Source organism: Pseudochrobactrum sp. sp1633 (assembly GCF_030376605.1).
Taxonomy (GTDB): domain Bacteria; phylum Pseudomonadota; class Alphaproteobacteria; order Rhizobiales; family Rhizobiaceae; genus Pseudochrobactrum.
Map to the genome: position 1 here is coordinate 46,078 of NZ_JARRAE010000015.1, position 22,067 is coordinate 68,144.

A 22,067-nucleotide genomic window follows, 5' to 3' on the forward strand; every position below is an offset into this window, starting at 1 on the left:
ATCGATGTTCTGGCCGGTTATGCACGGCGTAAACAGGGTAATTATCATGCAGGTACGCGTGGCTCTGCAGCGGCCGATCCGGTCAATCTCGGCAAACAGCCTTATTGCAATTCAATGGTTGCCATTAACTGCACACCCAGAAGTCCGAGTAATTACTGGAACGAATATTATGCCAATCAGGGGCTGACCAATTACCGTCCGGGTGAGGAAGTCCTCAACACCCAGCTGGAAACTGAGTCATGGCTGGCAAAACTCAATGCCCGTTTTGCTGACGACCATGCGTTACAGCTCGGCTATATGGGTTATCGCAGCGAGGCCGGTGACAGGCTGGCCTCACGCTTGAGCGGCATTAAAGATCAGTCCATACAGCAAAAGCAAACCGCTGGCACCAGCCTCGACACGGTGACTGCGCGTTATAACTGGAAACCGGAAGACAATGAGCTGATCGATCTGCGCGCCAATCTCTACTGGACACATCTGCAATTGCGCAATCCGGTACGCGGCGGTCGTGGTGTTACACCGGGAGGGATCGGCCTGCCTGCCGATTTCCGTGTCGGATCTGACAGTGATATGTGGGGCGGGGATATCCAGAACAAATCCGCTTTCACTTTTGATGCAGGCGATCTGGATCTGACTTACGGCACATCTTTCCGTGTGGAAGATACGCGCGGCAGTGAACATTCCGCAGCTCTGGAAGGCTGGATGACACCGCGTGATGCGATCCGCCATGAAGTCGCGGCTTATACGAAGGCTGCTTATAAGCCTGTTGACTGGCTTACTGTGAATGGCGGTTTGCGCTATTCGCATTTCTGGTCGAAAGACCGTTTTGACCCCTATGAGCGCAATCAGATCAATAATGCAAAGGAACAGGGGTCCAGAACCAATGACGGCGGTTTCAGTCCGTCTGTCGGTCTGACTTTTGAACCGTGGGAACAGACCCAGTTCTATGTCAATTATTCCAATACGCTGCGCGCGCCGAGCATTATTGAATCCGTTTCCGCATTTAACAGCGTTACCGCAAATACGGATGTAAAACCGGAGCGATCCAGCAATTGGGAAATCGGCACCAATGTCGTCCGTAACAGCCTGCTTACCGATCAAGATACGGGTATGCTGAAACTCGGTTACTTCAACTGGGATGTTAAAAACTACATCTCGCGCAATATTGTATATGACACTAAAAATCCGAGCAATTTTGCCCTGAATATCGGCAATATCCACCGTGCCAAGTTTTCCGGTCTGGAATTTTCCGGTCGCTATGAGCTGGACGGTTTCACAGCTGATCTGGCAGCCAATTATTATCTGAATGTTGAATATTGCCGGACATCCGACAGTTGCGACGGCAAGAGCCTCTATGGTGACTATGCCACCAACCATGTGCAGCCCAAATATTCGGTTGACCTGACCCTGTCGCAGAAACTGCTGGAAGAACGGCTGATGCTCGGCGGGCGTGTTTCCTATACGGGCCCGCGTGCTATCGGTCATGGCGATGTGACTGCACAAGGCGCATCGGAATTCATCACGCCTGTACTCTGGAAACCCTATGCACTTGTTGACCTGTTTGCAGAATATAAAATCACGGACAATCTGACAGCGGCATTCCGCGTCGAGAATGTGTTTGATAAATTCTACATTGATCCTCTGGGGCTTGTGACGCAGCCGGGTCCGGGCCGTACTTTCTATGCCAGCCTCACAGCCGATATCGGCGGCGAACAGCAATTGCCGTCTCTGCCGTCCTTCCTGACACGGCGTCCAACAGCTGAAGGTACTCCGATTGACTGGACAGGCCTTTATGCCGGTGCCCATGCCGGTGGTGTTTTTGGCCGTACATGGGGAACCACCACGGCACTGGACGGCACATCCAATGCGGTTGCGGCAATAGAATCCGCTGATTTCGACATGGATAGCGGGTTGTTTGGTGTGCAGGCCGGTTATAACTGGCAATTGCCAAACCGTGTGGTGCTCGGCATCGGCGCCGACTGGAGCAAGACCTATCTGAATGCGGCACATAAAGCCCGCACAACAGAAGGCGATTTTGCCGGCACCGGCAATGTGCAGGCGCAGACCCTCTATGACATTGACTGGACTGCCGCTGTGCGCGGTAAACTCGGCTATGCTTTTGACAATAAATGGATGCTTTACGGCAGCGGCGGTGTGGCCTTTGCCCGCGAGAGCCAGTCGCGCGAGCAATATCGTGTCAGTGCAGACAGTTCTGACAAAGTCACAGAAATTGCGCTAACCGAAAAAGAAAAGGCAACACGCTTCGGCTGGACAGCCGGCGGCGGGATTGAATATGCCATTAATGACCGTTGGTCGGTGATGGCGGATTATTCCTATACCCGTTTCGGCAAAACCAATTTCAACTTTAACAATGCCCGTGCCGGTATTATCCGTGACTGGGAGACGCAGGAAAAGACTGGTGTTGAGATTGTTGATCCGTCAAAACAGCCGGGCATGGCCGATTTCTGCACCAGCTTTCCGCAATATTGTGAGCCTTATGAAAAAGCGATCTATGAGACGGTCAAACATGAGGGATCGTCGAGTGTTAAAAACGGACGCAAAGCGTCCAACTCGCTTGATTTTCATACATTTAAAATCGGTGTGAATTACCGCTTCTGATACGACTAAAAAGCCGGTCTGAGTTTCCTCAGACCGGCTTTTTGATTTTTTGTTTAATGTTCGGAGCCGGTTTTTCCCCGCTCTTTGCTCTTGGCGGCATCGTCTACCAGCTCATACCACATGGCATTGAGCACGGCGAAAGCAGCGGCGAGAGGTAGTCCTAATACCCAGGCGAAATACCACATTTAAAACCTCATACTATACAAGAAACAGAAATGATGACGGAAACGGGCATGTCAGTAATGCTCCTCTTCCAGATCACTTTCCGTCACTTTTCCGCGCAGAACATAATAAACCCAGCTCGTATAGAGCATGATGATCGGCAGCATAATGCCCGTGCTGATCAGCATGATGAACAGGGTCAGATGGCTGGATGAGCTGTCCCAGACCGTCAGGCTGGCACCCGGATCAAGCGATGACGGCAGAATGAACGGGAACATCGCCACACCGACCGATGTAATCACACCGAAGATCGCCAGTTTGCCCGACAGCAGCGCCACCACCGGCAGGCGCACCCACAGAGCCAGCATCACCACAAACGGTGCAACAAGACCCAGCGCCGGAATAACCCACAGTGCGGGATAGCGCAGATAATTGGCAAGCCATGCACCCTGCTCCACCACCGCAGTTTTGAACAGCGGATTGGACGGTCCATTCGGGTCAATTTCACTGGTAATGCGGTAACCCAGACCGGATTTCCAGAGATACAGCCCGGCGGCGGCGTAGAATACCACCATCAGCAGAGCGAGAACCGTACCGTATTTTCTGGCGCGCTCAGCCACAATGCCTGTGGTTTTGACACAGAGCCACACACAGCCATGCATGGTCAGCATAACCACCGACATCAGCCCCGCCAGCAGTGCAAACGGATTGAGCAGGGCAAAGAATGAGCCTTCATAGAAGATCTTCATATCATCATTGATACGGAACGGCACGCCGAGCAGCACATTGCCGACAGCCACACCGAAGATCAGCGACGGGATAAAACCACCGATAAACAGCGCCCGATCCCAATTATTACGCCACAGCATACTTTCCCGCTTATTGCGGAATTTAAAGCCGACAGGCCGCAGGATCAGGGCGAACAGGATGAGGAACATCGCCAGATAAAAGCCGGAGAATGACACTGCGTAAAGCTGCGGCCATGCGGCAAAAATTGCGCCGCCTGCCAGAATGAGCCAGACCTGATTGCCTTCCCAGACCGGCTCAATGGTTTCCAGCACCAGACGTCGTTCCAGATCTGTGCGCGCAACGAAAGGCAGCATGGTTTCAATACCAAGATCGAAGCCATCCATCACCGCAAAACCGATCAGCAAAAGCCCCAGCAGAACCCACCAGATGATGCGCAGTGTTGAATAATCAAGAAGTTCGGACAAAACCATTATTTTGTCTCCCCGATTGGTGCTGAGCCAAGTTTTGCCGGCTCAGTTGCAGCAGGTTTTGCAAATTGCGCGGAAACCGGTGCATGGTCAGGTTGCGGCCCGTTGCGGATCGCACGGATCATCACACCCATCTCGATGATGAACAGAGCCGTGTAAATCAGAATGAATCCGGTCAGAGAAATCAGCACTGTTGTCGGACTGAGACTGGATACCGCCACAGCTGTCGGCAACACCCCTTCAATACTCCACGGCTGACGACCGAATTCTGCAACCAACCAGCCCATTTCTGCCGCGAGCCAGGGCAGCGGTATAGAGAAGACCGCAACCCAGAGCAGCCAGCGATGTGTGTTCAGCTTTCTGCGAGCCGACAGGAAAAAGAATGTGCCGGTCAGCAACAGGAAATAGAAGCTCAGGCCGACCATCACACGGAAGGCGACAAAGAGCGGCAACACACCCGGCACTGTATCATTAGCAGCTGCCACGATTTGTTCATCCGTTGCTGTACGCGGATCATCAACGTATTTTTTCAGCAGCAATCCATACCCCAGACGCTCGCCATATTGCTCAAAAGCCTGTTTGGCTTCTGCCAGAGCCTGTTCGCCCCGTGGTGTGGCTTTGATCGCCTGCAAAGCATCATAGGCTTTGATACCCTCACGGATACGATCCTGAGCCTGCAAAACCAGCTGATTAATACCCGGAATTTCAATGGTCAGAGAGCGCGTGCCGATCAGCCCCATCACATAAGGAATGTGAATGGCAAAATGTGTCACACGGTTTTCCTGATCCGGCACGCCAATCAGCGTGAAAGAGGCCGGTGCCGGTTCCGTATCCCACATCGCCTCAATCGCAGCCATTTTCATGCTCTGGTGATCGGAGGTCAGATAACCGCTTTCATCACCCAGCACGACAACGGATAAGGCGCCCGCCAGACCAAAAGAGGCGGCAACCGTCATGGAGCGCTTGGCAAGTTCCATATGGCGGCCTTTGAGCATATACCATGCCGACACACCAAGTATGAAAATTGAAGCGGTGACATAACCGGCGGATACGGTGTGAACGACCTTGGCCTGCGCAACAGGGTTGAAAACAACGGCAAAAAAGTCCGTGATTTCCATACGCATGGTTTCAGGATTAAAGCGCGATCCGACCGGATTTTGCATCCAGCCATTGGCAACCAGAATCCACAAAGCGGAAAGGTTGGAACCAATCGCCATCAGATAGGTCACAATCAAATGGCCGATTTTGGAAAGCTTATCCCAGCCGAAGAAAAACAGGCCGATAAAGGTTGCTTCCAGAAAGAAGGCCATCAGCCCTTCGAGCGCCAGCGGCGCACCGAAAATATCGCCGACATAATGGCTGTAATAACTCCAGTTCATACCGAACTGAAACTCCATCACCACGCCGGTGGCGACACCGGTGACAAAGTTAATACCAAAAAGTGTACCCCAGAATTTTGTCATTTGCCGCCAGATCAGGCGGCCGGTCATCACATAAACCGTTTCCATAATCGCCAGCAGGACAGATAGCCCGAGCGTCAATGGAACAAACAAAAAGTGGTACATGGCGGTGACTGCAAATTGCAGACGGGATAGTGAAACAATATCCAGTTCCATCATCATCCGCCGCGGGGGCGCGGCGCTCCTGTTGAGCATAATTCCAAAAAAGCGTTTCGGCTTTTTAGATAAAATTATGCGTTAAATCAGACAGTTAGAGTCACCGGCTTTATTGCCGGAAACGTCAGCGAGATGCCTGCAGGTGAGATATGCCAAGATAGATCTGTTCCAGATTACACTATTTCAGAGGAACAGGATATGCATATCCGTTCCGGCCAGAAGGACTGGCCGGTTGCAGAATTTTCACATTTTGAAAATTGAAAGCGGTGCTTGGGAGGAAACCGCGTTCAGTTCAGCCAGAGCGGGCTGCTGTCGTCAGATAATCGCTCTGAGGATTGGCGGGACATCATGTTTCATAAAGCGGAGTTTCCTTTTTAGAGCCATGTTTTGTTAGTGGATTTTCAGGAGATTTTCTTGTCCTGAAAACATTTATACCTGCCGCAGCGTATTCAGTATTTCCGAAAACGCCTGCGTATCTTTTGATGCTTCTGCCGTCATCCGGCCATTACTCATCACAATAATGCGGTCTGCAATCTCAGCCTCACGGCGCAAATGCGTGGCGATGATCATTGTTCTGCTCTGATCGCCGGCTTGTGCCAGACGCTGCAAAATATCCTGCGCGGTTGCCTTATCCAGCCCTTCGGTCGGCTCATCCAGCAGCCAAAGCGGCGTGTTATGCAGAAACAGCCGTGCCAATGCGAGGCGGCGTGCCTGCCCGCCCGAGAGCCCCAGCCCGCCCTCACCGAGCATCGTATCCAGCTGCTGCGGCATGTCACCTACGGTTTCAGACAGGCCAGCCATTTCCAGCACCTGCATCAGATCAGCATCACTGGCCTGCGGGCGAGCAAGGCGCAGATTTTCCGCCAGACTATCCTGAAACAGCTGCGTTTTCTGCGTCAGCAGCGTTGCAGCCTCATGCCTGATTGTGCCGCTCTGCGATTCAATCTCACCGGCCAGCAGCGCCATCAATGTGGATTTGCCTGTGCCACTGGTGCCAACCACAGCCAGTTTTTCACCCTTGCGCACAGTCAGGCTAATATCCTGCAAAACCAATGGTGCATGGTCTTCGTAACGCACATTCACCTGCTCCAGATAAACCGCCTCATGGGGGTCTGCCGGTTGTACAGGCACATAAAATTGCGGCTGGGTTTCATAGCGATTGCCAACCCGTCCTGCTGCCATCAGCGTGCGGCCGAGCTCCATAGCGCCACGGCGCAGCGCTGCAAAAGGTTCCATCGCGCCCAAGGCCATCAACAGAGCGAATGCGGCAACAGCGGGCGAAATCACACCTGCTTCTGCAAGCCACACGCCACCGAGTAGGGCAACACACAGCAGCAGAACCGAAGCGACACCGAAACCGGCACCGACCGAGATCTCAATACGGTTCAGATGATCATCAGCCTCTGAAAGCCGCTGATCCGCCGCACATATGCTGGCACTTTGCGCATTCAGCCGTCCGGCCATCAGCAAATCTGTCTGACCGGAGACCAGATCAATACTGCGCGCACGCACAGCCTCAACCGCCTTGGCGCGTCTGCGCATCGGTTTCATCGCCCAGAGGGCTGCAATCACCGGCAGGCCAAAACCTGCGATCAACAGAACCGCCACCATAGCGAGTGAAAAAGTGGCATCCATCAGCCAGAATGCTATGCCAACTACCAGCATCGTCACAAAAGCCGCAGCGGCAGGCACCAGTACCCGCAAATAAAGCGCATCCAGCGCATCAATGTCAGCTGTCAAACGAAACAGCAGACGGCTTGGGCGGCGTAGCAGCTCTTTTGCCGCTTGTGGTGCTGCCCAGCTGCGGAACAGTTTTTCCCGCATTGCAGCCAGCACTGCCAATGTTGCATCATGGGTCACCAGTCGCTCGGCATAGCGCGATGCCGTGCGCAGAATAGCCATCAGACGAATACCGGCAGCAGGCGCAAAGACATCAAAAGCCAGCGCTGTGGCCGTTGCCAGTCCGGCAATAGCCGTTGCCGTGATAAACCAGCCGGACAGACCGAGCAGAAGAATACCGCACAGAACCGTCATGGCGGCCAGCAACATACCTGCCCATAATTTGCCGCGCTTCTCACGGAAAAACAGTTTCAGAACGGGTTTGAGAACTGCAAGCTTGTTCATTCTGCCGCCCTCCGTGCTGAGGCCACAGATACGGGATGATCCTTGCTGTCGGCATGAATATGCAGACGCTCTGCGCCACTCAGGCGATCCACGCGAATAACCCGCCCCATTTTCTGCGCCAGTTCTTCATCATGGGTGGCAATAATCAGCGTCTTACCCTGTGCCATTGCCAGCAGGCCTTCTGTCGCTTTGGCTGCTGTTTCACTGTCCAGATGGGCTGTCGGCTCATCTGCAAAAATAATGGCGGCATCGGATTTCAGCGCTGCTCTTGCCAGCGCCAGACGCAAACCTTCACCACCGGAAAGACCGGTGCCGTTTTCGCCCAGTGAGGTTGCAGCTGCGGCCGAGGCCACGCTGTCCAGAGCCGCTGTTTTCAGTGCTTCCTGCACATGATCAAGCGTAAATGCTTCGCGGCCGAGCGTAATATTGGAGCGCACAGAACCGGAGAAAATATGCGGTTTCTGCCCGACCCATGAAAATTGCTCACGTAAGCTTTCAGCGCTGTTTTGATCCAGCACTGTACCATTGATCAATACATCGCCGTTGCGCGGTGCAATCAGACCGGCCATCATCGCCAGCAGGGTCGACTTGCCACTGCCGCTCGGCCCCAAAAGGGCAACATGTTCACCCTTGGCAATCTGCAGATTAAAATCATCGAGGAGAGCTGTTTCATCAGCCGCATCATAGCTGAAATCCACATCCCGCAATGTGATTGCATGGTTCTTATCTGTCTCAAGCGGTATTGAGCCAGATGCGCCAATAGCAGTGAGATTCATACCACCGGCGCTGATATTTTCCAGCGCGTCTATCGCGGCTTCACCGGCTGCGCGATCATGCCAGACGGCAGAAAGCTCACGCAGCGGTTCAAAAAATGTTGGTGCAAGGAGCAGAATAAACAGCCCCTGCCCCAGTGTCAGTGTTGCGCCCCATGCGCCGAAGTTCAGTTCACCCAGCAGATGGAAGCCGATATAAACCGCGACCATTGCCACGCCGAGTGCCGAAAACAGCTCAAGCACAGCCGAGGACAGAAAAGCGATACGCAAAACAATCATAGTTTTGTGGCGCAGGGTCTCGGCATTGCTGCGCAGACGCTGCGCTGTCAGGTCAACGGCATGGAATGTGCGGATCGTTGCCAGCCCGCGCAAACGGTCGAGCAGGAAACCATTCATCTGCCCCATTTCCACCAGCTGTTCTTCACTGGCGGCTTTAGCGCGATAGCCGATCAGCGCCATAAAAACCGGAATGAGCGGAGCTGCAACCAGCAACACAAGCGCCGCTGCCCAGGAATACCACAGAACCGCAATCAGAAAGACAAACGGAACAGTCATAACTTTCATCTGCACCGGCTGATAGCGCGACCAGTAGGCTACCACCATCTCAGCCTGTTCCGCGAGAATGCTTGCCGCCTCACCCGATGCCGCACGGTTGCGATCCAGCGGGGAACGCGCAGCCAAAGCCTGCACCGATTTAGTGCGTAAATCCGAGAGTGCCGCACGCGATGCTTTAAAAGCGATCCGCTCGCCAGCGCCCTGCAAGGCGGTACGCAGCAGACCAAGTGCAAAAACTGACGCAGCAATCATCAACAGATTGCTGACCTTGCCGCTGACGGTGAGTTCATTAATCGCATAGGCCATTAGCCCTGCCTGCGGCAGCCAGATCAGCGCCGCCAGTACCTGAAGCCATCCGCCTTTGCGTAAATTAGCCGGTTGTGCACGCTTTTTACGGCGGCGTGCAGGCGCCTGTACAGTTCCGGCAGCTTTGCTGCTGCCGGTAACTATGACTGTATCAGAGGTGGATTTTTCCGGTGTTCCCGCCAGAGTTTCTGAAGGGACAGACGAACCGGATAAAACTTCACTCACGCCGCCCTCTCCTTCACTCCGATTGACCTTCTTTTTTTTGCGGACGGCTGCGACCGAGAGAGACAATTTTGTCTTTGGCCTCAAGGAAGCGCGTAACCTTGGACCCCATGCTCAAAAGCATCGTCAGTCGTTCGGTTTCCAGCGATTTCACATCGTCATACCAGTTGGTCAGGCGCTCGATGAGACCATGCATATCGCCCATGCGTTGCTGGGCAAAGGCATCACTCTCAGTCGTCGGCTTTTCCATAAGAATTTCACGCAACACGCTCAAAGTCGGATCGACTTCACGTTTTTTGCGTTCTTCTGCCAATGTGCGCAGAATTTGCCAGACATCGCCCGGCGTGGAGTAAAAGTCGCGCCGGTCACCCGGTATATGTTTCAGCAGAACAAGGTTCCAGCCTTGCAGCTCTCTGATACCCATCGAGACATTCGAGCGCGAGACGCCAAGGCCATCCACGATCTGATCAGCACAGAGAGGCTCTTTTGAAAGATAGAGCAAGGCGTAAATCTGCCCGACCGTGCGGTTGATACCCCAGCGGCTGCCCATCTCACCGAAGTGAAGTACAAATGATTGTACGATTGGCGACAATTCCAAGTCAGTTGCTCCCGTATTTTCTGAACTTTCAGAAATTACTGAAAGTTCAGTTATTATTATTGTTGCTCCTCCGCAACCCGCAAAACAGGTTTGGACAATAGGTCGCAACACAAATCAGAGAAACGGCAGCCTCAAAGTCGCTAATAAAGATCGGTTGAAGTCGGCAATTGCCGGCTATCATCCGTTTTATCACGATGCATGGTTGCCCGTGTCAGTAGCATCAGTGTTACCGGCGTTGTCACAAACACAAAAGCGGTAATTAACAGTTCATGCAAAACCGGTCGCGATTGCAAGACTGTAAAGAAAATAATTGATGCGATAAGAATGCCCCCGACACCGAAAGTGGTGCCGAGTGTGGGCGCATGGATGCGCTCGTAAAACATTTTGAAGCGGATCAGGCCGATCGCACCGATGAGCGTAATCACTGCGCCGCCCACCATAAACACGGAAACGAGAATAGCAGCCCAGAGCGGGAGGTCTGTTGCATTCATCATTCGATCACCTCTCCGCGCATCAGGAATTTTGCCAGCGCCACGCTGGAAACAAAGCCCAGCAGGGCAATGACCAAAGCCGATTCAAAATAAATCGAGGTGCCGGTGCGGATGCCGAATGTGATAAACAGCATCATCATCGTGGCATAAAGCGTATCAAGCCCCAGCACCCGGTCCTGTGCTCTGGGCCCCACAACCAGCCGGTACGTTGCGCATAACAGCGCCAACCCCAGACAAATCTGGGTTACATTGATCGCCCAGAACAAAATCACCGCACTCATGTGAAAATCTCCATCAGCAGGCGTTCATAATGCTGTTTTATCACCGTGCGGAATTCCTCTTCTCCCTCTTTGTCGAGAATGTGAATCAGAAGAACGCCGGTGGCAGGATTGAAATTAACCCATGCCGTGCCCGGTGTTGAAGTTACAATACAGGCAAGAATGGCCAGCGGCAAACGCCCGCGCAATTGCAGGCTGATGGTGACAAAACCGGCCTGCCGCTCTTTAGGGTTCGCAAGAATAATTTTACAGACCGCAATATTCGACCAGAAAATATCTGCAACCACACGAAAGAACAGCTCAACAACCGCACGCACAGACCCTATGCGCACCGGTTCCGGCGCCAGCGATGTGAATGCGAGACCGGCACCGGCTGCAACAAAAAATCCTAAGATCGCATGCCCCGGCGTGAAGCCGTTGAGCAACAGCCACATAACCCAGAAACTGGATGATAAAACAGGATGCGGAAACAATGCTCTCATTGTGCTGCCCCCTTCTTGGGCGGCGATACCTGCCCTGCGACCGGCTCAAAACCCGTTGAACGCTTTGCCTCAAGCACATGGTCAATATAATTTTGCGGACGATGCAGCGCCTGCGCTGTCGCATCCAGATAGCGCATCACCGGTGCCGCCTGAACTGTCAGCGCCAGACACAGAAACAGCAGCCCCGCCACCGGCACCAGCTCAATAATCAGCACGCGCGGCACATTGCCTTCCATCGACGCCCAGAATGTACGGATACCCGAGCGCGACATGGCAATCAGCGCGGATACGCCGGAGAGAATAATCAGCGTGACATAAATCCAGCTGCCAGTTGAGATCGGCGCATCATTACCCATGCCCGCCGGATTAAACAGCGCCGACAACAGCGAAATCTTGGCAATAAAACCAGAGAATGGCGGCAGGCCAATCAGCAGAATGGCGCTGATCGCAAAACAGCCCCCGAGGATAGCCAGAGTTGCAGGCAGCACTGTGCCAACCTCGTCTTCCTCTTCTTCTTCCTCGTCACCATAAGCTTCAATCGTCACGGCAAGCACGTTGGCGGCGGCATCCTGCCCCCGCTCCACCAGTTCAATCAGCAGAAAGAATGCGGCAATCGTCAGTGTTGAGCTGATCATATAGAACAGGGCACTACCGGTAACAGCCACATTGCCTGTGCCGATCGCGGCCAGCAAAGTACCAGAGGAAACCAGCACGCTGTAACCGGCAATACGCCCGAGCGCCTGCGAGGCCAGCACCCCGATCAGGCCAAAGGTAATTGTTGCCAGACCAATATAAAACAGTCCTGCATCACCAAAGCCTGTGGTGCGCGGTGTCAGCTCCCCGAAGAACAGCAAAGACAGGCGCAGCAATACATAAATGCCGACCTTGGACATAATCGCAAACAGGGCTGCCACCGGTGCGGCAGCCGCCGTATAGGTTGTCGGCAGCCAGAAATTCAGCGGCCATGCACCGGCCTTCACCAGAAAAGCTGTGCCGAGAATAGCGCCGCCTGCCTGCAAGAACATCAGATCATCTGCGGGTACATTCGGAATCCGCTGCGCGAGATCGGCCATATTCAGCGTGCCTGTCACGCCGTAGATCATGCTGACGCCGATCAGAAACAGCGATGATGCCGCGAGATTGACCGCAATATAATGCAGGCCTGCCTTAACACGGGTGGCACCGGAACCATGCAGCACCAGCCCGTAGGATGCCGCCAGCAGCACCTCAAAAAACACGAACAGATTAAACAGATCACCGGTCAGAAACGCGCCGTTCAGCCCCATCAGCAAGAGCTGAAACAGCGTATGAAAATGCGACCCCATTTTGTGCCAGCGTGCCAGCGAGAAACAGAGTGCTGCGAGCCCGAGAATGCTCGTCAACAGCACCATCATCGCCGAAAAACGGTCAAGCACCAGCACAATGGCATAGGGTGCCGGCCAGTTGCCCAGCAGATAAGGGATCACGCGGTCATCAGGCGTATTCGCCGCGCCGACCAGCATAATCGCAATCACGAACAGAATAAAAGTTGAGCCGATATTGATCGCGGATTTCAGCACACGACGGCGCTCATCATACAACAGCAAAAGCGCTGCGGTGACGAGCGGCAGCAGTATAGGCGCTATAATCAGATGGTCTTGCCAATTCAGCATTACTGGCTCTCCCTGCCGTCAACATGGTCAGTGCCGGTCAGGCCGCGCGAGGCCAGCAACACCACCAGAAACAGGGCTGTCATCGCAAAGCCGATCACAATCGCCGTCAGCACCAGAGCCTGCGGCAGCGGATCGGTATAAAGAGCGGGGTCAGGCTGGTCGCCCAGAATAGGCGCTGAATCCTGACGCAGACTGGCCATGCTGAAGATGAACAGGTTCACCGCATAGGAAATCAGCGACAGACCGATAATCACCTGAAATGTGCGCGGGCGCTGCAAAAGCCAGAGGCCAGAAGCCGTGAGAATACCAATACCGAGTGCAAGAATGAGTTCCATTAGCGCCCTTCTCCCTGTCTTTCACCCTGCACGGCAAGCATGGCTTGTTCAGCCTGTTCGGACTGCGCTTTTTCAGAGCGGCGGTGACGGATTGACTGATGCGCCAGCGCTATCAGCATCAGCACTGTGGCACCGACCACAAGCGTGAAAACGCCGATATCAAACAGCAGTGCTGAGGCCACCGGCATTTTGCCGATCAGCGGCACTTCCGCATAATCAAAATAGGTTGTGAGGAACGGATAACCGGCAAAGAATGAACCGGCACCGGTTGCCGCTGCGGTGAGCAGGCCGAAGCCCATCCACTTCACCGGCAGAATACGCAGATGGCTTTCCACCCAGCGTGTGCCAAAGGCCAGATATTGCAGAATAAAACCGATTGCCATCGTAATACCGGCCGCAAAACCGCCACCCGGCAGATCATGCCCGCGCAGCAGCAAATGCATGGCGAAAACGAGGATCACACCGAACAGATATTGCATAATAACCGAAGGCACAGCCAGATATTCAGACAAGGTTGCACCGGCATCACGTTCCGGATCGGCCTCATCATAAGCATTCTGAATCTGTTGCTGACGTGGGGATTCCATCGTGTCCGAAGCCGGACGGAAACGACGCAACAGCGCATAGACGGTCAGACCGACAATGCCGAGCACCGTGATTTCTCCCAGCGTATCAAAACCGCGGAAATCAACCAGCAGCACATTCACCACATTTTTGCCCCCTGCTTCCGTGTAGGAATTGGCGAGGAAATAATCGGCAAGCGTTGCAGGGCTGAAACGGGTCATCATCGCATAGGACACAACGGCCATACCGCCACCACCGGCCAGCGCAATAATCAAATCGCGGTATCGCCGCATGCGCGGTACAAACGGAATGCTCGCACCTTCATCGTCCTGCCAGCGTTTTGGCAGCCAGCGCAGCCCCAACAGCAACAGCACGGTGGTGACAATTTCCACCAGCAGCTGCGTCACCGCGAGATCGGGCGCGGAAAGCCAAACGAAAGTAAAACAGGTCACAAGCCCCGCACCGCCAAGCAGCATCAACGAGGCCAGCCGGTGATATTTTGCCTGATAGGCAGCGCCCACAGCACAGAGCGCACCGATCAGCCAGACCACGGCAAAAACCGGATCTACCGGCAGCGGTGTCAAAGGCCCCATTTGCAGACCGGCCTGATAGACCGGCCAGGCACCCGCAAAAACCGCAATCAAGATCAGCACCCGCATTTGCGGCTGCAGGCGGCGTGTTCCGAACCGGCTCTCTACACTACGCGCCCATTTCCATGACACGGTAACCAGCACCAGTTCAAAAATACGCTGGCCGTTGAGATGGCGCAGCAGCGGCGGCCCCTCTTCACACTTGGCCAGATAATTTTTCATCAGCATGAACAATATTGTACCGCCGAGAAGGGCAATCACACTCATCAGCAACGGCACATTAAATCCGTGCCAGATCGCAAGGCTGTATTCCGGTGTTTGCCCGCCGAGCACCGAAACAACTGCCGTATGCAGAAACGGCCCGACAATCAGCGTTGGCACGATGCCGATCAGCAGGCAGAGCAGCACCAGCAATTCAATCGGGAACCGCACCCATTGCGGCGGCTCTTTAGGCGTATGCGGCAGATCGACCGGCGGCGGCCCGAAAAAGGTCGAATAGATAAAACGGATCGAATAAGCCACGCTGAAAGCACTGGCAATCGTCGCTACATAAGGCGTGACCGTATCCAGCCATGAGGAAAGATGCGTTTCTACCGTTTCAGCAAAAAACATTTCCTTGGAAATGAAGCCGTTGAGCAGCGGCACACCCGCCATAGCCGCACTGGCAACCATAGCCAGCGTTGCCGTGATCGGCATGAACCGGAACAGCCCGCTTAATTTGCGCAAATCCCGCGTGCCCGTTTCATGATCGATAATCCCCGCAGCCATAAACAGCGAGGCTTTGAAAATCGCATGGTTGACCATATGGAAAATCGCGGCAACCGCTGAAAGCGGGCTGCCGAGGCTGAGCAAGGCCGTGATCAGCCCCAGATGGCTGATGGTTGAATAGGCCAGCAAGCCTTTAAGATCCTGCTGGAACAGCGCAAACCATGCACCGAGCAGCAAAGTGGTGAGACCCGCCAGACCCAGCAGCCAGAACCATTCCTCTGTGCCCGCCAGTGCAGGCCACAGTCGCACCATCAAAAACACACCGAGCTTAACCATCGTGGCCGAGTGCAGATAGGCTGAAACCGGTGTAGGTGCCGCCATCGCATTGGGCAGCCAGAAGTGGAACGGAAACTGCGCGCTCTTGGTGAATGTACCGAGCAGGATCAGCACCAGAGCCACGGTATAAAGCGGGTGATTTTTAATCAGATCGCCTGAGGCAAGAATGATATCCAGCTCGTAGCTGCCAACAATATGGCCGAGCAGCAGCACACCGAGCAACAGGCCGAAACCACCAAGACCGGTCACGGTCAGCGCCATACGCGCGCCGTCACGGGCGCTGACATTCTGATACCAGTAGCCAATCAGCAGGAATGAGAAAATACTGGTGAGCTCCCAAAACACCACCAGCAGGATCAGGTTGCCGGACAGCACCACGCCGAGCATTGCGCCCATAAAAGCCAGGAAGAATGAGAAAAAGCGCGGTACCGGATCTTCTGATGACATATAATAACGCGCATAGATCACCACCAGCAGGCCGATGCCGGTAACCAGCATGGCAAACAGCCAGGCAAGACCGTCCATCCGCAAAGTGACATTGAGACCGTAGGCGGGCAGCCATGCCAGCTGCGTATGCAGAACTTTGCCACCAGTGACGTAAGGATAGAGAGCGATGGTCAGCAGCAAGGCGGCAACTGCGGTCAGCCCTGCAAACCAGACAGCAACCTGCCGGTCATTCGATCTGAGAAGGCCTGTGAGGGCGCAGCCAATAAATGGCAGTGTGATGAGCAAAAAAAGGACTTTTCCGTCCGTCACCATCCGCGCCGGCCTCCTCAAAAAAACTTAAGAGCGGTTTCCGCCCTTCCTGAAACTGCTTAACAAAACGAAATTATCTCGCTAAATCCGGTTGTTATTATGTGGTTTCAGGCCGCATAATAGCAAGTGCTTGACTGCAACTTATGTCCGCGATTTCCCCATCTCAGGCACAAAATTTCCGAATTCACCGGCTTTTGCACAAGGTGTGGAAAAGATTGCGGATAAATTATCTATTAAATGAGTTTAGCGACAAATTTTACGGGCGTTTGTGACGAAAACTTTGCAATGCCCGTTTCCCGACTGCAATTGTCGAATCATTACGAATAGACGAAGCTGCGCCACAGAACAGACAAAAGCATACAGGAATTTCCTATGGGTCCGCAGACAGACAGCGTGCAGTCCTCTCCCTCATTACCGGCAAAAACGCAGGTTGTTATCATCGGTGGCGGCATTATCGGAGTGTCCACGGCGCTGTTTTTAGCCCAACGCGGTATTCCTGTGACGCTTCTGGAAAAAGGTGTGATCGCCGGAGAACAATCAAGCCGCAACTGGGGCTGGTGCCGCCATACCGGCCGCGACACACGCGAAATGCCGCTGATTGTTGAGAGTATGAAGCAATGGGCGCAGATGAATGCGCTGACCGGCAGGGAAACCGGTTTTCGCACCACCGGCATCGCCTTTGCCGCGGAAAAAGAAGAAAATCTGGAAAAATGGCGCGAATGGGTGATGCTTGCCAAAGAGCACGGCATTGAAAGTCAGGTCGTCGGCAAACAACAGGCCGAGGCGCTGGCACCCGGTTTGCAACGCTCGCTCTATGGTGCGCTTTACACCCCGTCTGACGGACGCGCCGAGCCGCAAAAAGCTGCCCCTGCAATTGCAGAAAAAGCCCGTGAGCTTGGCGCGGTGATTATGCAAAATTGTGCCGTGCGCCGGATCGAAACTACCAATGGCAAAATTAGCGGAGTGATTACCGAGCAAGGCACTGTCGCCTGCGAAGCTTTGGTGGTTGCCGGTGGCAGCTGGTCGCGGCTGCTCTGCTCTGATCTCGGCATTACTCTCCCGCAACTCAAAATGCGCTCATCCGTATTGCGTACCACACCGGTTGAGGCGGGCGTTGATAGTGCTATTGCCTTCTCTGATTTTGCCCTGCGCAAACGCATGGACGGCGGCTATACGGTTGCCAGCCTTTCCGGCAGCATTGCCGATATTGTGCCGGACAGTTTTCGCTTTTTGCCGAAGTTCATTCCCGCATTGCGCACCGAGTGGAAGAGCGTACGCCTGCGCTTCGGGCAGCGTTTTATCGAAGAAGCCTTTGAGTGGAAGCTTCGCCCCGCCGACCAGAAATCTATCTTTGAGAAAATCCGTATTCTTGATCCGGAGCCGCATAAAGCTGGCAATCTGGCGGTTTTTAAAGCGTTGCAACAGGCCTTGCCTGCTTTCAAAAATGTACAGATTGCCCAGCAATGGGCAGGCCTCATTGATACAACGCCGGATATTGTGCCGGTAATCTCGCCGCTGAATCATATATCGGGCTGCATTATTGCCACCGGATTTTCCGGCCACGGCTTCGGCATCGGCCCCGGTGCAGGGCGGCTGATCGCTGATATGGTAACGGGTGAGAGGCCTGTGGTTGACCCTTCACCGTTTCATATCAACCGCTTCAGCGACGGTTCAAAAACCCATATTGAAATGTGGTGACAGGCTCTATATCAACCGCATCAGATACAGCCCTGCCATCAGGGCTGTTACACCCAAAATCACAGAGGACAGGATATAGGCCAGCGCAGTGCCAATATATCCGCTTTCCATGAGCAGCACTGTCTCCAGTGAAAAGGCAGAGAAGGTTGTGAAACCACCCATAATACCGGTGGCGAGAAACAGCTTCCAGCTATCGGCAAGACCGCCACGCGCGGAGAAATAGCCGATAATCAGCCCCATCAGCAGCGAACCGGTAATATTGACGACGAATGTAGAGAGCGGAAACATTGTCAGCGCCGAGAAACGCGCCAGCAACAGACTTGTGCCATAGCGCGCAGCGCCGCCGATACCTGCACCGAGAAAGACAATCAGAAAGTTCATATTGCTCCTCTGGTCGCCTCTCCGGTTTTGATCAGCTGTTTTCCTGATCGCTGTCATCAACCGGCTTGCCGGGAATGACATAGGCATCGGAAAGCCAGCGGTTTAAATCAACACTGCGGCAGCGCGGCGAGCAAAACGGATAAGAGTCACGCGATGAGGGTTTTCCGCATTCAGGGCAAGGCCGTGTCGGACGCAGCGGCGTCACATTTTCATAGGAAGCGGCCGGCTCTTCTTTATCAGCCATCACACTTTGCCTTCATGCCACTGATCATAGACGGCGAAGTTCTCACCTTCCAGCAGTGCCTGTGTTTCATGCAAAGGCAGACCGACAATATTGCTGTAAGAGCCGACCAGTTTCACAACAAAACTGCCAGCCAGCCCCTGAATAGCATAGCCGCCTGCTTTGCCGCGCCACTCGCCGGAGCTGATATAAGCATCCATCTGGCGGCGGCTCAGCCGGTCGAAACGCACACGGCTTTCAACCAGAACCTGTCGCACACTGCCTTTCGGCGTGATCAGGCAGACACCAGTGAAGACTTTATGCGCACGGCCGGAAAGCAGACGCAGGCAATCAAGCGCCACATCTTCACTCTCCGCTTTCGGTAAGACCTGCCGTCCCACGCCCACAACCGTATCGGCCGCAAGAATGAATGCAGACCTGTAATCCGCGTCATTCTTCAGCTTGTCTTTTGCTTTTTCCGCCTTCTGTTTTGACAAACGCTTTGCAAGCGAACGGGGATGCTCCGAGCGCTGCGGGGTTTCATCAATATCAGCAGGTTGCAGAAATGCCGGCTCAATACCAATCTGCGCCAGAAGTTCAATGCGCCGCGGCGATGCCGAGGCCAGTACCAGATGATGGGGCATTGTTGTCTTCATGGTCAGCTATGAGTCCGGCAGCAGAAATATTATTTAAAGCGGTAGGTAATACGACCTTTGGTCAGGTCATAAGGGGTCATTTCTACCAGCACCTTGTCACCGGCCAGAACGCGAATGCGGTTTTTGCGCATACGGCCAGCGGTATGAGCGATGATTTCATGATCATTTTCGAGCTTTACCCGAAACATAGCATTCGGCAAAAGTTCCGTTACAACGCCCGGGAACTCAAGGACTTCTTCTTTAGCCATACGTAACCTGTCTTTTAATTGAACAAATCTGCATTATGCAGAAGGTAATTTAACAAATCTGCAGCATGCAGAGGGTCTGAATTTGCGCGGAACCTATATGATTAGAGTCCGTTTGTGAACAACTGAAATAACGAACTGTGCAAAGCAGGCGCTTATTACAGGAAACGTTCAGTAATTTTACGCTTTAAACGGTCGCGAACATCACGATAAGCCGCCAAACGCTGCTCACGCGAGCCTGTTACCAGTGTCGGATCGGGCATTGGCCAATATTCCACATTGGCTGCAAAGCCGCGCATCCGCTCCAGCACAACGTGATGTGCCTGCGGTGTCAGCGTGATAATCAGGTCAAAATAACCGTCATTCAACTCTTCAAGCCCGACGGGCTGGCGTTCCTTCAGAGACAAACCGTCTTCTTCAAGAACGGCATCCACGAACATATCCCGCTCGCCGCGCGTCACACCGGCTGATGCCACATAAATCTTACCCCCAGCCAGAGAGCGGGTAAGAACTTCCGCCATAGGCGAGCGTATTGCATTCATACCGCAAACGAACAGAATAGAACCCGGCTTCTTCACGAGCGCCACTTCTGCCGGCGCATCCGGTGCCTGATCTGAGAATATGCCCATCCCTCACCCGCGCCAGTGCAGAACACAGACAAGCGTGAACAACCGCCGCGCCGTGTCAAAATCAATCTCGATCTTACCCTCAAGCCGGTTCATCAGAGTGTGGGAACCCTCATTATGCAAACCGCGCCGCCCCATATCAATCGCTTCAATCCGGCTTGGTGTTGCCGAGCGGATCGCCGCATAATAGCTCTCACAGATCAGAAAATAGTCTTTGACCGTTTTGCGCAGAGGTGAGAGCGAAAGAATATGCGTCGCAACCAGTTCGCCTGCCTCCCGCGTGATACTGAAGATCAGCCGCTTTTCAACCAGTGACAGGCGCAGGCGATAGGGCCCGCCCTCACTGTCACCAACAGGGGAAAAACTGTTTTCCTCAATCAGATCGAAAATCGCGACAGCCCGCTCATGCTCAATATCAGGGGTAGACTGGCCGATGGTCTCGTCCAGTTCCACATCAATCAGCCGGGCATTATCACTTTTTCCGGTCATTCTTGCCTGCGCAGGCGGTTCATAGAGTTCCGCTCTGCTTTCCCCCGTTCACAGTTACATGTTTAATCGTCGTGAAATCGACAGGCCGTGCGCCTGCAATCCTTCAGTCTCTGCCAGTGTAATCGCGGAAGGCCCCAGAAGGCGCAACTGCTCTGCACCGAGTTTTAAAAGCGAGGTACGCTTCACAAAATCCATCACCGACAGGCCGGAAGAAAACCGTGCGGAACGCGCTGTCGGCAGAACGTGATTTGGCCCGCCGACATAATCACCGATCGCCTCCGGCGTATATTTACCGATGAAAATCGCACCGGCATTGCGGATTTTCGGCAGCAAACCATCCGTATCCGCAACAGCAATTTCCAGATGTTCCGCAGCAATCCGGTTGATCAGCGGTACCGCAGTGTCAAAATCATCCACCAGAATAACCGCGCCAAAATCCTGCCAGCTGGCACGCGCAATGGCCTCACGCGGCAGGGTTTGCAGCTGACGCTCCACAGCATCTTCCACCGCTTTGGCAAAATCCGCACTGTCGGTCAGCAGGATCGACTGGGCAACCGCATCATGCTCGGCCTGCGCCAGAAGATCAGCAGCAATCCAGTCCGGATCATTCTCGCTATCGGCCACAACCAGCACTTCAGACGGACCGGCAATCATATCAATGCCGACAGTTCCGAACACCAGCCGTTTTGCAGCCGCCACATAGGCATTGCCGGGGCCGACGATTTTGGAAACCGGCTTGATCGTTTCAGTCCCGTAGGCCAGCGCGGCCACAGCCTGCGCCCCGCCCACACTGTAAATCTCGGAAACACCGGCAATATGCGCGGCCACCAGCACCAGAGGGTTCAGCGCACCATCGGGTGACGGCACAACCATGACAATACGCTCAACACCTGCGACTTTGGCCGGAACCGCATTCATCAGCACCGAGCTCGGATAGCTGGCTGTGCCACCCGGTACATAAAGCCCGACCGACTCCACCGCTGTCCAGCGCGAGCCAAGCTCAACGCCGATCGCATCGGTATAATAATCGTCCTTCGGCAGCTGGCGCTTATGGTAGGATTCAATCCGGTCGCGCGCGACGATCAGCGCGTCAATCACCGTCTGATCAGCGTTTTTAACTGCTTCAGCCACTTCCGCAGCTGTGACCGCAATACCGGTTTCAACCAGATCAATCCGGTCAAAACGTTTGGAATAATCAATCAGCGCCTGATCGCCGTGGGTGCGCACCTGCTGCACAATCTCGCGAACAGCGCGGTCAACATCTTCTGAAACTTCGCGTTTGCCTGCCAGAAACGCCGCAAAACGGACTTCAAAATCTGCAGCACTTTGTATGAGCGTCTGAACCACGCTATTCCCTCATTTCGTAAT

21 protein-coding genes are annotated in these 22,067 nt (G+C 54.0%); 2 read left to right on the forward strand and 19 right to left on the reverse strand.

Going from position 1 to position 22,067, the window contains the following annotated elements:
* The first annotated feature begins 297 nt into the window (after positions 1 to 297).
* Positions 298 to 2,619, forward strand: a complete 2,322-nt coding sequence (locus P8H26_RS18105) for a TonB-dependent receptor domain-containing protein (RefSeq protein ID WP_308446682.1) — start codon at positions 298 to 300, stop codon at positions 2,617 to 2,619.
* Between the two features lie 53 nt (positions 2,620 to 2,672).
* On the opposite strand, the gene cydX is transcribed toward P8H26_RS18105, so the two are convergent.
* The 12 genes from cydX to P8H26_RS14775 all read right to left on the reverse strand — a co-directional run bounded on the left by cydX (position 2,673) and on the right by P8H26_RS14775 (position 16,387).
* Entirely contained in the window at positions 2,673 to 2,804 is a 132-nt protein-coding gene (gene cydX, locus P8H26_RS14720) for a cytochrome bd-I oxidase subunit CydX (protein ID WP_289633902.1), read from the reverse strand.
* Between the two features lie 51 nt (positions 2,805 to 2,855).
* Positions 2,856 to 4,001 carry a cytochrome d ubiquinol oxidase subunit II gene (cydB, locus tag P8H26_RS14725; RefSeq protein ID WP_289633903.1) on the reverse strand — a complete coding sequence of 382 codons (1,146 nt, stop codon included), beginning with the start codon at positions 3,999 to 4,001 and terminating at the stop codon, positions 2,856 to 2,858.
* Positions 4,001 to 5,614, reverse strand: a complete 1,614-nt coding sequence (locus P8H26_RS14730) for a cytochrome ubiquinol oxidase subunit I (protein WP_289633904.1) — start codon at positions 5,612 to 5,614, stop codon at positions 4,001 to 4,003. The genes cydB and P8H26_RS14730 overlap by 1 nt, the downstream gene beginning before the upstream one ends.
* Positions 5,615 to 6,043: 429 nt before the next feature.
* Positions 6,044 to 7,738 (reverse strand): thiol reductant ABC exporter subunit CydC, encoded by a 1,695-nt coding sequence (cydC, locus tag P8H26_RS14735; protein ID WP_289633905.1) that lies wholly within the window; start codon positions 7,736 to 7,738, stop codon positions 6,044 to 6,046.
* A complete protein-coding gene (gene cydD / locus P8H26_RS14740; protein WP_289633941.1) occupies positions 7,735 to 9,516 on the reverse strand; it encodes a thiol reductant ABC exporter subunit CydD in 1,782 nt (593 codons plus the stop codon). The genes cydC and cydD overlap by 4 nt, the downstream gene beginning before the upstream one ends.
* A 94-nt stretch (positions 9,517 to 9,610) precedes the next feature.
* Complete coding sequence (locus P8H26_RS14745; RefSeq protein ID WP_289633906.1) at positions 9,611 to 10,192, reverse strand: GbsR/MarR family transcriptional regulator; 582 nt, start codon at positions 10,190 to 10,192, stop codon at positions 9,611 to 9,613.
* Between the two features lie 140 nt (positions 10,193 to 10,332).
* The gene (mnhG, locus tag P8H26_RS14750) at positions 10,333 to 10,686 is read right to left on the reverse strand and encodes a monovalent cation/H(+) antiporter subunit G (RefSeq protein ID WP_289633907.1); all 354 of its coding nucleotides are present in this window, start codon (positions 10,684 to 10,686) and stop codon (positions 10,333 to 10,335) included.
* Positions 10,683 to 10,964: a K+/H+ antiporter subunit F gene (locus tag P8H26_RS14755; protein WP_289633908.1), complete on the reverse strand. Its 282-nt coding sequence runs from the start codon at positions 10,962 to 10,964 to the stop codon at positions 10,683 to 10,685. The genes mnhG and P8H26_RS14755 overlap by 4 nt, the downstream gene beginning before the upstream one ends.
* Positions 10,961 to 11,443 carry a Na+/H+ antiporter subunit E gene (locus P8H26_RS14760; RefSeq protein ID WP_289633909.1) on the reverse strand — a complete coding sequence of 161 codons (483 nt, stop codon included), beginning with the start codon at positions 11,441 to 11,443 and terminating at the stop codon, positions 10,961 to 10,963. Before P8H26_RS14760 ends, P8H26_RS14755 begins: the two co-directional genes overlap by 4 nt.
* Entirely contained in the window at positions 11,440 to 13,092 is a 1,653-nt protein-coding gene (locus P8H26_RS14765) for a monovalent cation/H+ antiporter subunit D (protein WP_289633942.1), read from the reverse strand. The genes P8H26_RS14760 and P8H26_RS14765 overlap by 4 nt, the downstream gene beginning before the upstream one ends.
* Before the next feature lie 2 nt (positions 13,093 to 13,094).
* On the reverse strand, positions 13,095 to 13,430 hold the full coding sequence (locus P8H26_RS14770) for a Na+/H+ antiporter subunit C (RefSeq protein WP_289633910.1): 336 nt from the start codon (positions 13,428 to 13,430) through the stop codon (positions 13,095 to 13,097).
* The gene (locus tag P8H26_RS14775; RefSeq protein ID WP_289633911.1) at positions 13,430 to 16,387 is read right to left on the reverse strand and encodes a monovalent cation/H+ antiporter subunit A; all 2,958 of its coding nucleotides are present in this window, start codon (positions 16,385 to 16,387) and stop codon (positions 13,430 to 13,432) included. The genes P8H26_RS14770 and P8H26_RS14775 overlap by 1 nt, the downstream gene beginning before the upstream one ends.
* A gap of 369 nt (positions 16,388 to 16,756) precedes the next feature.
* Here P8H26_RS14775 and P8H26_RS14780 point away from each other — a divergent pair, with 369 nt between their 5' ends.
* Complete coding sequence (locus P8H26_RS14780; protein WP_289633913.1) at positions 16,757 to 18,082, forward strand: FAD-binding oxidoreductase; 1,326 nt, start codon at positions 16,757 to 16,759, stop codon at positions 18,080 to 18,082.
* Positions 18,083 to 18,088: 6 nt separating this feature from the next.
* Here the strand turns inward: P8H26_RS14780 and crcB are convergent, their stop codons facing one another.
* From crcB to hisD, 7 genes are all read right to left on the reverse strand, one after another.
* A complete protein-coding gene (gene crcB, locus P8H26_RS14785; protein WP_289633914.1) occupies positions 18,089 to 18,463 on the reverse strand; it encodes a fluoride efflux transporter CrcB in 375 nt (124 codons plus the stop codon).
* Between the two features lie 31 nt (positions 18,464 to 18,494).
* The gene (gene yacG / locus P8H26_RS14790) at positions 18,495 to 18,707 is read right to left on the reverse strand and encodes a DNA gyrase inhibitor YacG (protein ID WP_289633915.1); all 213 of its coding nucleotides are present in this window, start codon (positions 18,705 to 18,707) and stop codon (positions 18,495 to 18,497) included.
* On the reverse strand, positions 18,707 to 19,339 hold the full coding sequence (locus P8H26_RS14795) for a Maf-like protein (RefSeq protein WP_289633916.1): 633 nt from the start codon (positions 19,337 to 19,339) through the stop codon (positions 18,707 to 18,709). The genes yacG and P8H26_RS14795 overlap by 1 nt, the downstream gene beginning before the upstream one ends.
* Before the next feature lie 29 nt (positions 19,340 to 19,368).
* Positions 19,369 to 19,587, reverse strand: coding sequence for a translation initiation factor IF-1 (gene infA / locus P8H26_RS14800; protein ID WP_184221405.1), 219 nt, complete (start codon positions 19,585 to 19,587; stop codon positions 19,369 to 19,371).
* Positions 19,588 to 19,742: 155 nt separating this feature from the next.
* Positions 19,743 to 20,213 carry a low molecular weight phosphatase family protein gene (locus tag P8H26_RS14805; protein ID WP_289633917.1) on the reverse strand — a complete coding sequence of 157 codons (471 nt, stop codon included), beginning with the start codon at positions 20,211 to 20,213 and terminating at the stop codon, positions 19,743 to 19,745.
* 3 nt (positions 20,214 to 20,216) lie between these two features.
* Positions 20,217 to 20,699 carry a UPF0262 family protein gene (locus P8H26_RS14810; RefSeq protein WP_289633918.1) on the reverse strand — a complete coding sequence of 161 codons (483 nt, stop codon included), beginning with the start codon at positions 20,697 to 20,699 and terminating at the stop codon, positions 20,217 to 20,219.
* 54 nt (positions 20,700 to 20,753) lie between these two features.
* A complete protein-coding gene (hisD, locus tag P8H26_RS14815) occupies positions 20,754 to 22,046 on the reverse strand; it encodes a histidinol dehydrogenase (RefSeq protein ID WP_289633919.1) in 1,293 nt (430 codons plus the stop codon).
* Positions 22,047 to 22,067 lie beyond the last annotated feature (21 nt).

Excerpts from the sequence above, each read along its gene's own strand:
- P8H26_RS18105 (WP_308446682.1), top strand. The coding sequence starts at position 298 with ATGGGTTATCGCAGCGAGGCCGGTGACAGGCTGGCCTCACGCTTGAGC.
- cydX (WP_289633902.1), bottom strand. The coding sequence starts at position 2,804 with ATGTGGTATTTCGCCTGGGTATTAGGACTACCTCTCGCCGCTGCTTTC.
- cydB (WP_289633903.1), bottom strand. The coding sequence starts at position 4,001 with ATGGTTTTGTCCGAACTTCTTGATTATTCAACACTGCGCATCATCTGG.
- P8H26_RS14730 (WP_289633904.1), bottom strand. The coding sequence starts at position 5,614 with ATGGAACTGGATATTGTTTCACTATCCCGTCTGCAATTTGCAGTCACC.
- cydC (WP_289633905.1), bottom strand. The coding sequence starts at position 7,738 with ATGAACAAGCTTGCAGTTCTCAAACCCGTTCTGAAACTGTTTTTCCGT.
- mnhG (WP_289633907.1), bottom strand. The coding sequence starts at position 10,686 with ATGATGAATGCAACAGACCTCCCGCTCTGGGCTGCTATTCTCGTTTCC.
- P8H26_RS14755 (WP_289633908.1), bottom strand. The coding sequence starts at position 10,964 with ATGAGTGCGGTGATTTTGTTCTGGGCGATCAATGTAACCCAGATTTGT.
- P8H26_RS14760 (WP_289633909.1), bottom strand. The coding sequence starts at position 11,443 with ATGAGAGCATTGTTTCCGCATCCTGTTTTATCATCCAGTTTCTGGGTT.
- P8H26_RS14770 (WP_289633910.1), bottom strand. The coding sequence starts at position 13,430 with ATGGAACTCATTCTTGCACTCGGTATTGGTATTCTCACGGCTTCTGGC.
- P8H26_RS14775 (WP_289633911.1), bottom strand. The coding sequence starts at position 16,387 with ATGGTGACGGACGGAAAAGTCCTTTTTTTGCTCATCACACTGCCATTT.
- P8H26_RS14780 (WP_289633913.1), top strand. The coding sequence starts at position 16,757 with ATGGGTCCGCAGACAGACAGCGTGCAGTCCTCTCCCTCATTACCGGCA.
- crcB (WP_289633914.1), bottom strand. The coding sequence starts at position 18,463 with ATGAACTTTCTGATTGTCTTTCTCGGTGCAGGTATCGGCGGCGCTGCG.
- yacG (WP_289633915.1), bottom strand. The coding sequence starts at position 18,707 with ATGGCTGATAAAGAAGAGCCGGCCGCTTCCTATGAAAATGTGACGCCG.
- P8H26_RS14795 (WP_289633916.1), bottom strand. The coding sequence starts at position 19,339 with ATGAAGACAACAATGCCCCATCATCTGGTACTGGCCTCGGCATCGCCG.
- infA (WP_184221405.1), bottom strand. The coding sequence starts at position 19,587 with ATGGCTAAAGAAGAAGTCCTTGAGTTCCCGGGCGTTGTAACGGAACTT.
- P8H26_RS14805 (WP_289633917.1), bottom strand. The coding sequence starts at position 20,213 with ATGGGCATATTCTCAGATCAGGCACCGGATGCGCCGGCAGAAGTGGCG.
- P8H26_RS14810 (WP_289633918.1), bottom strand. The coding sequence starts at position 20,699 with ATGACCGGAAAAAGTGATAATGCCCGGCTGATTGATGTGGAACTGGAC.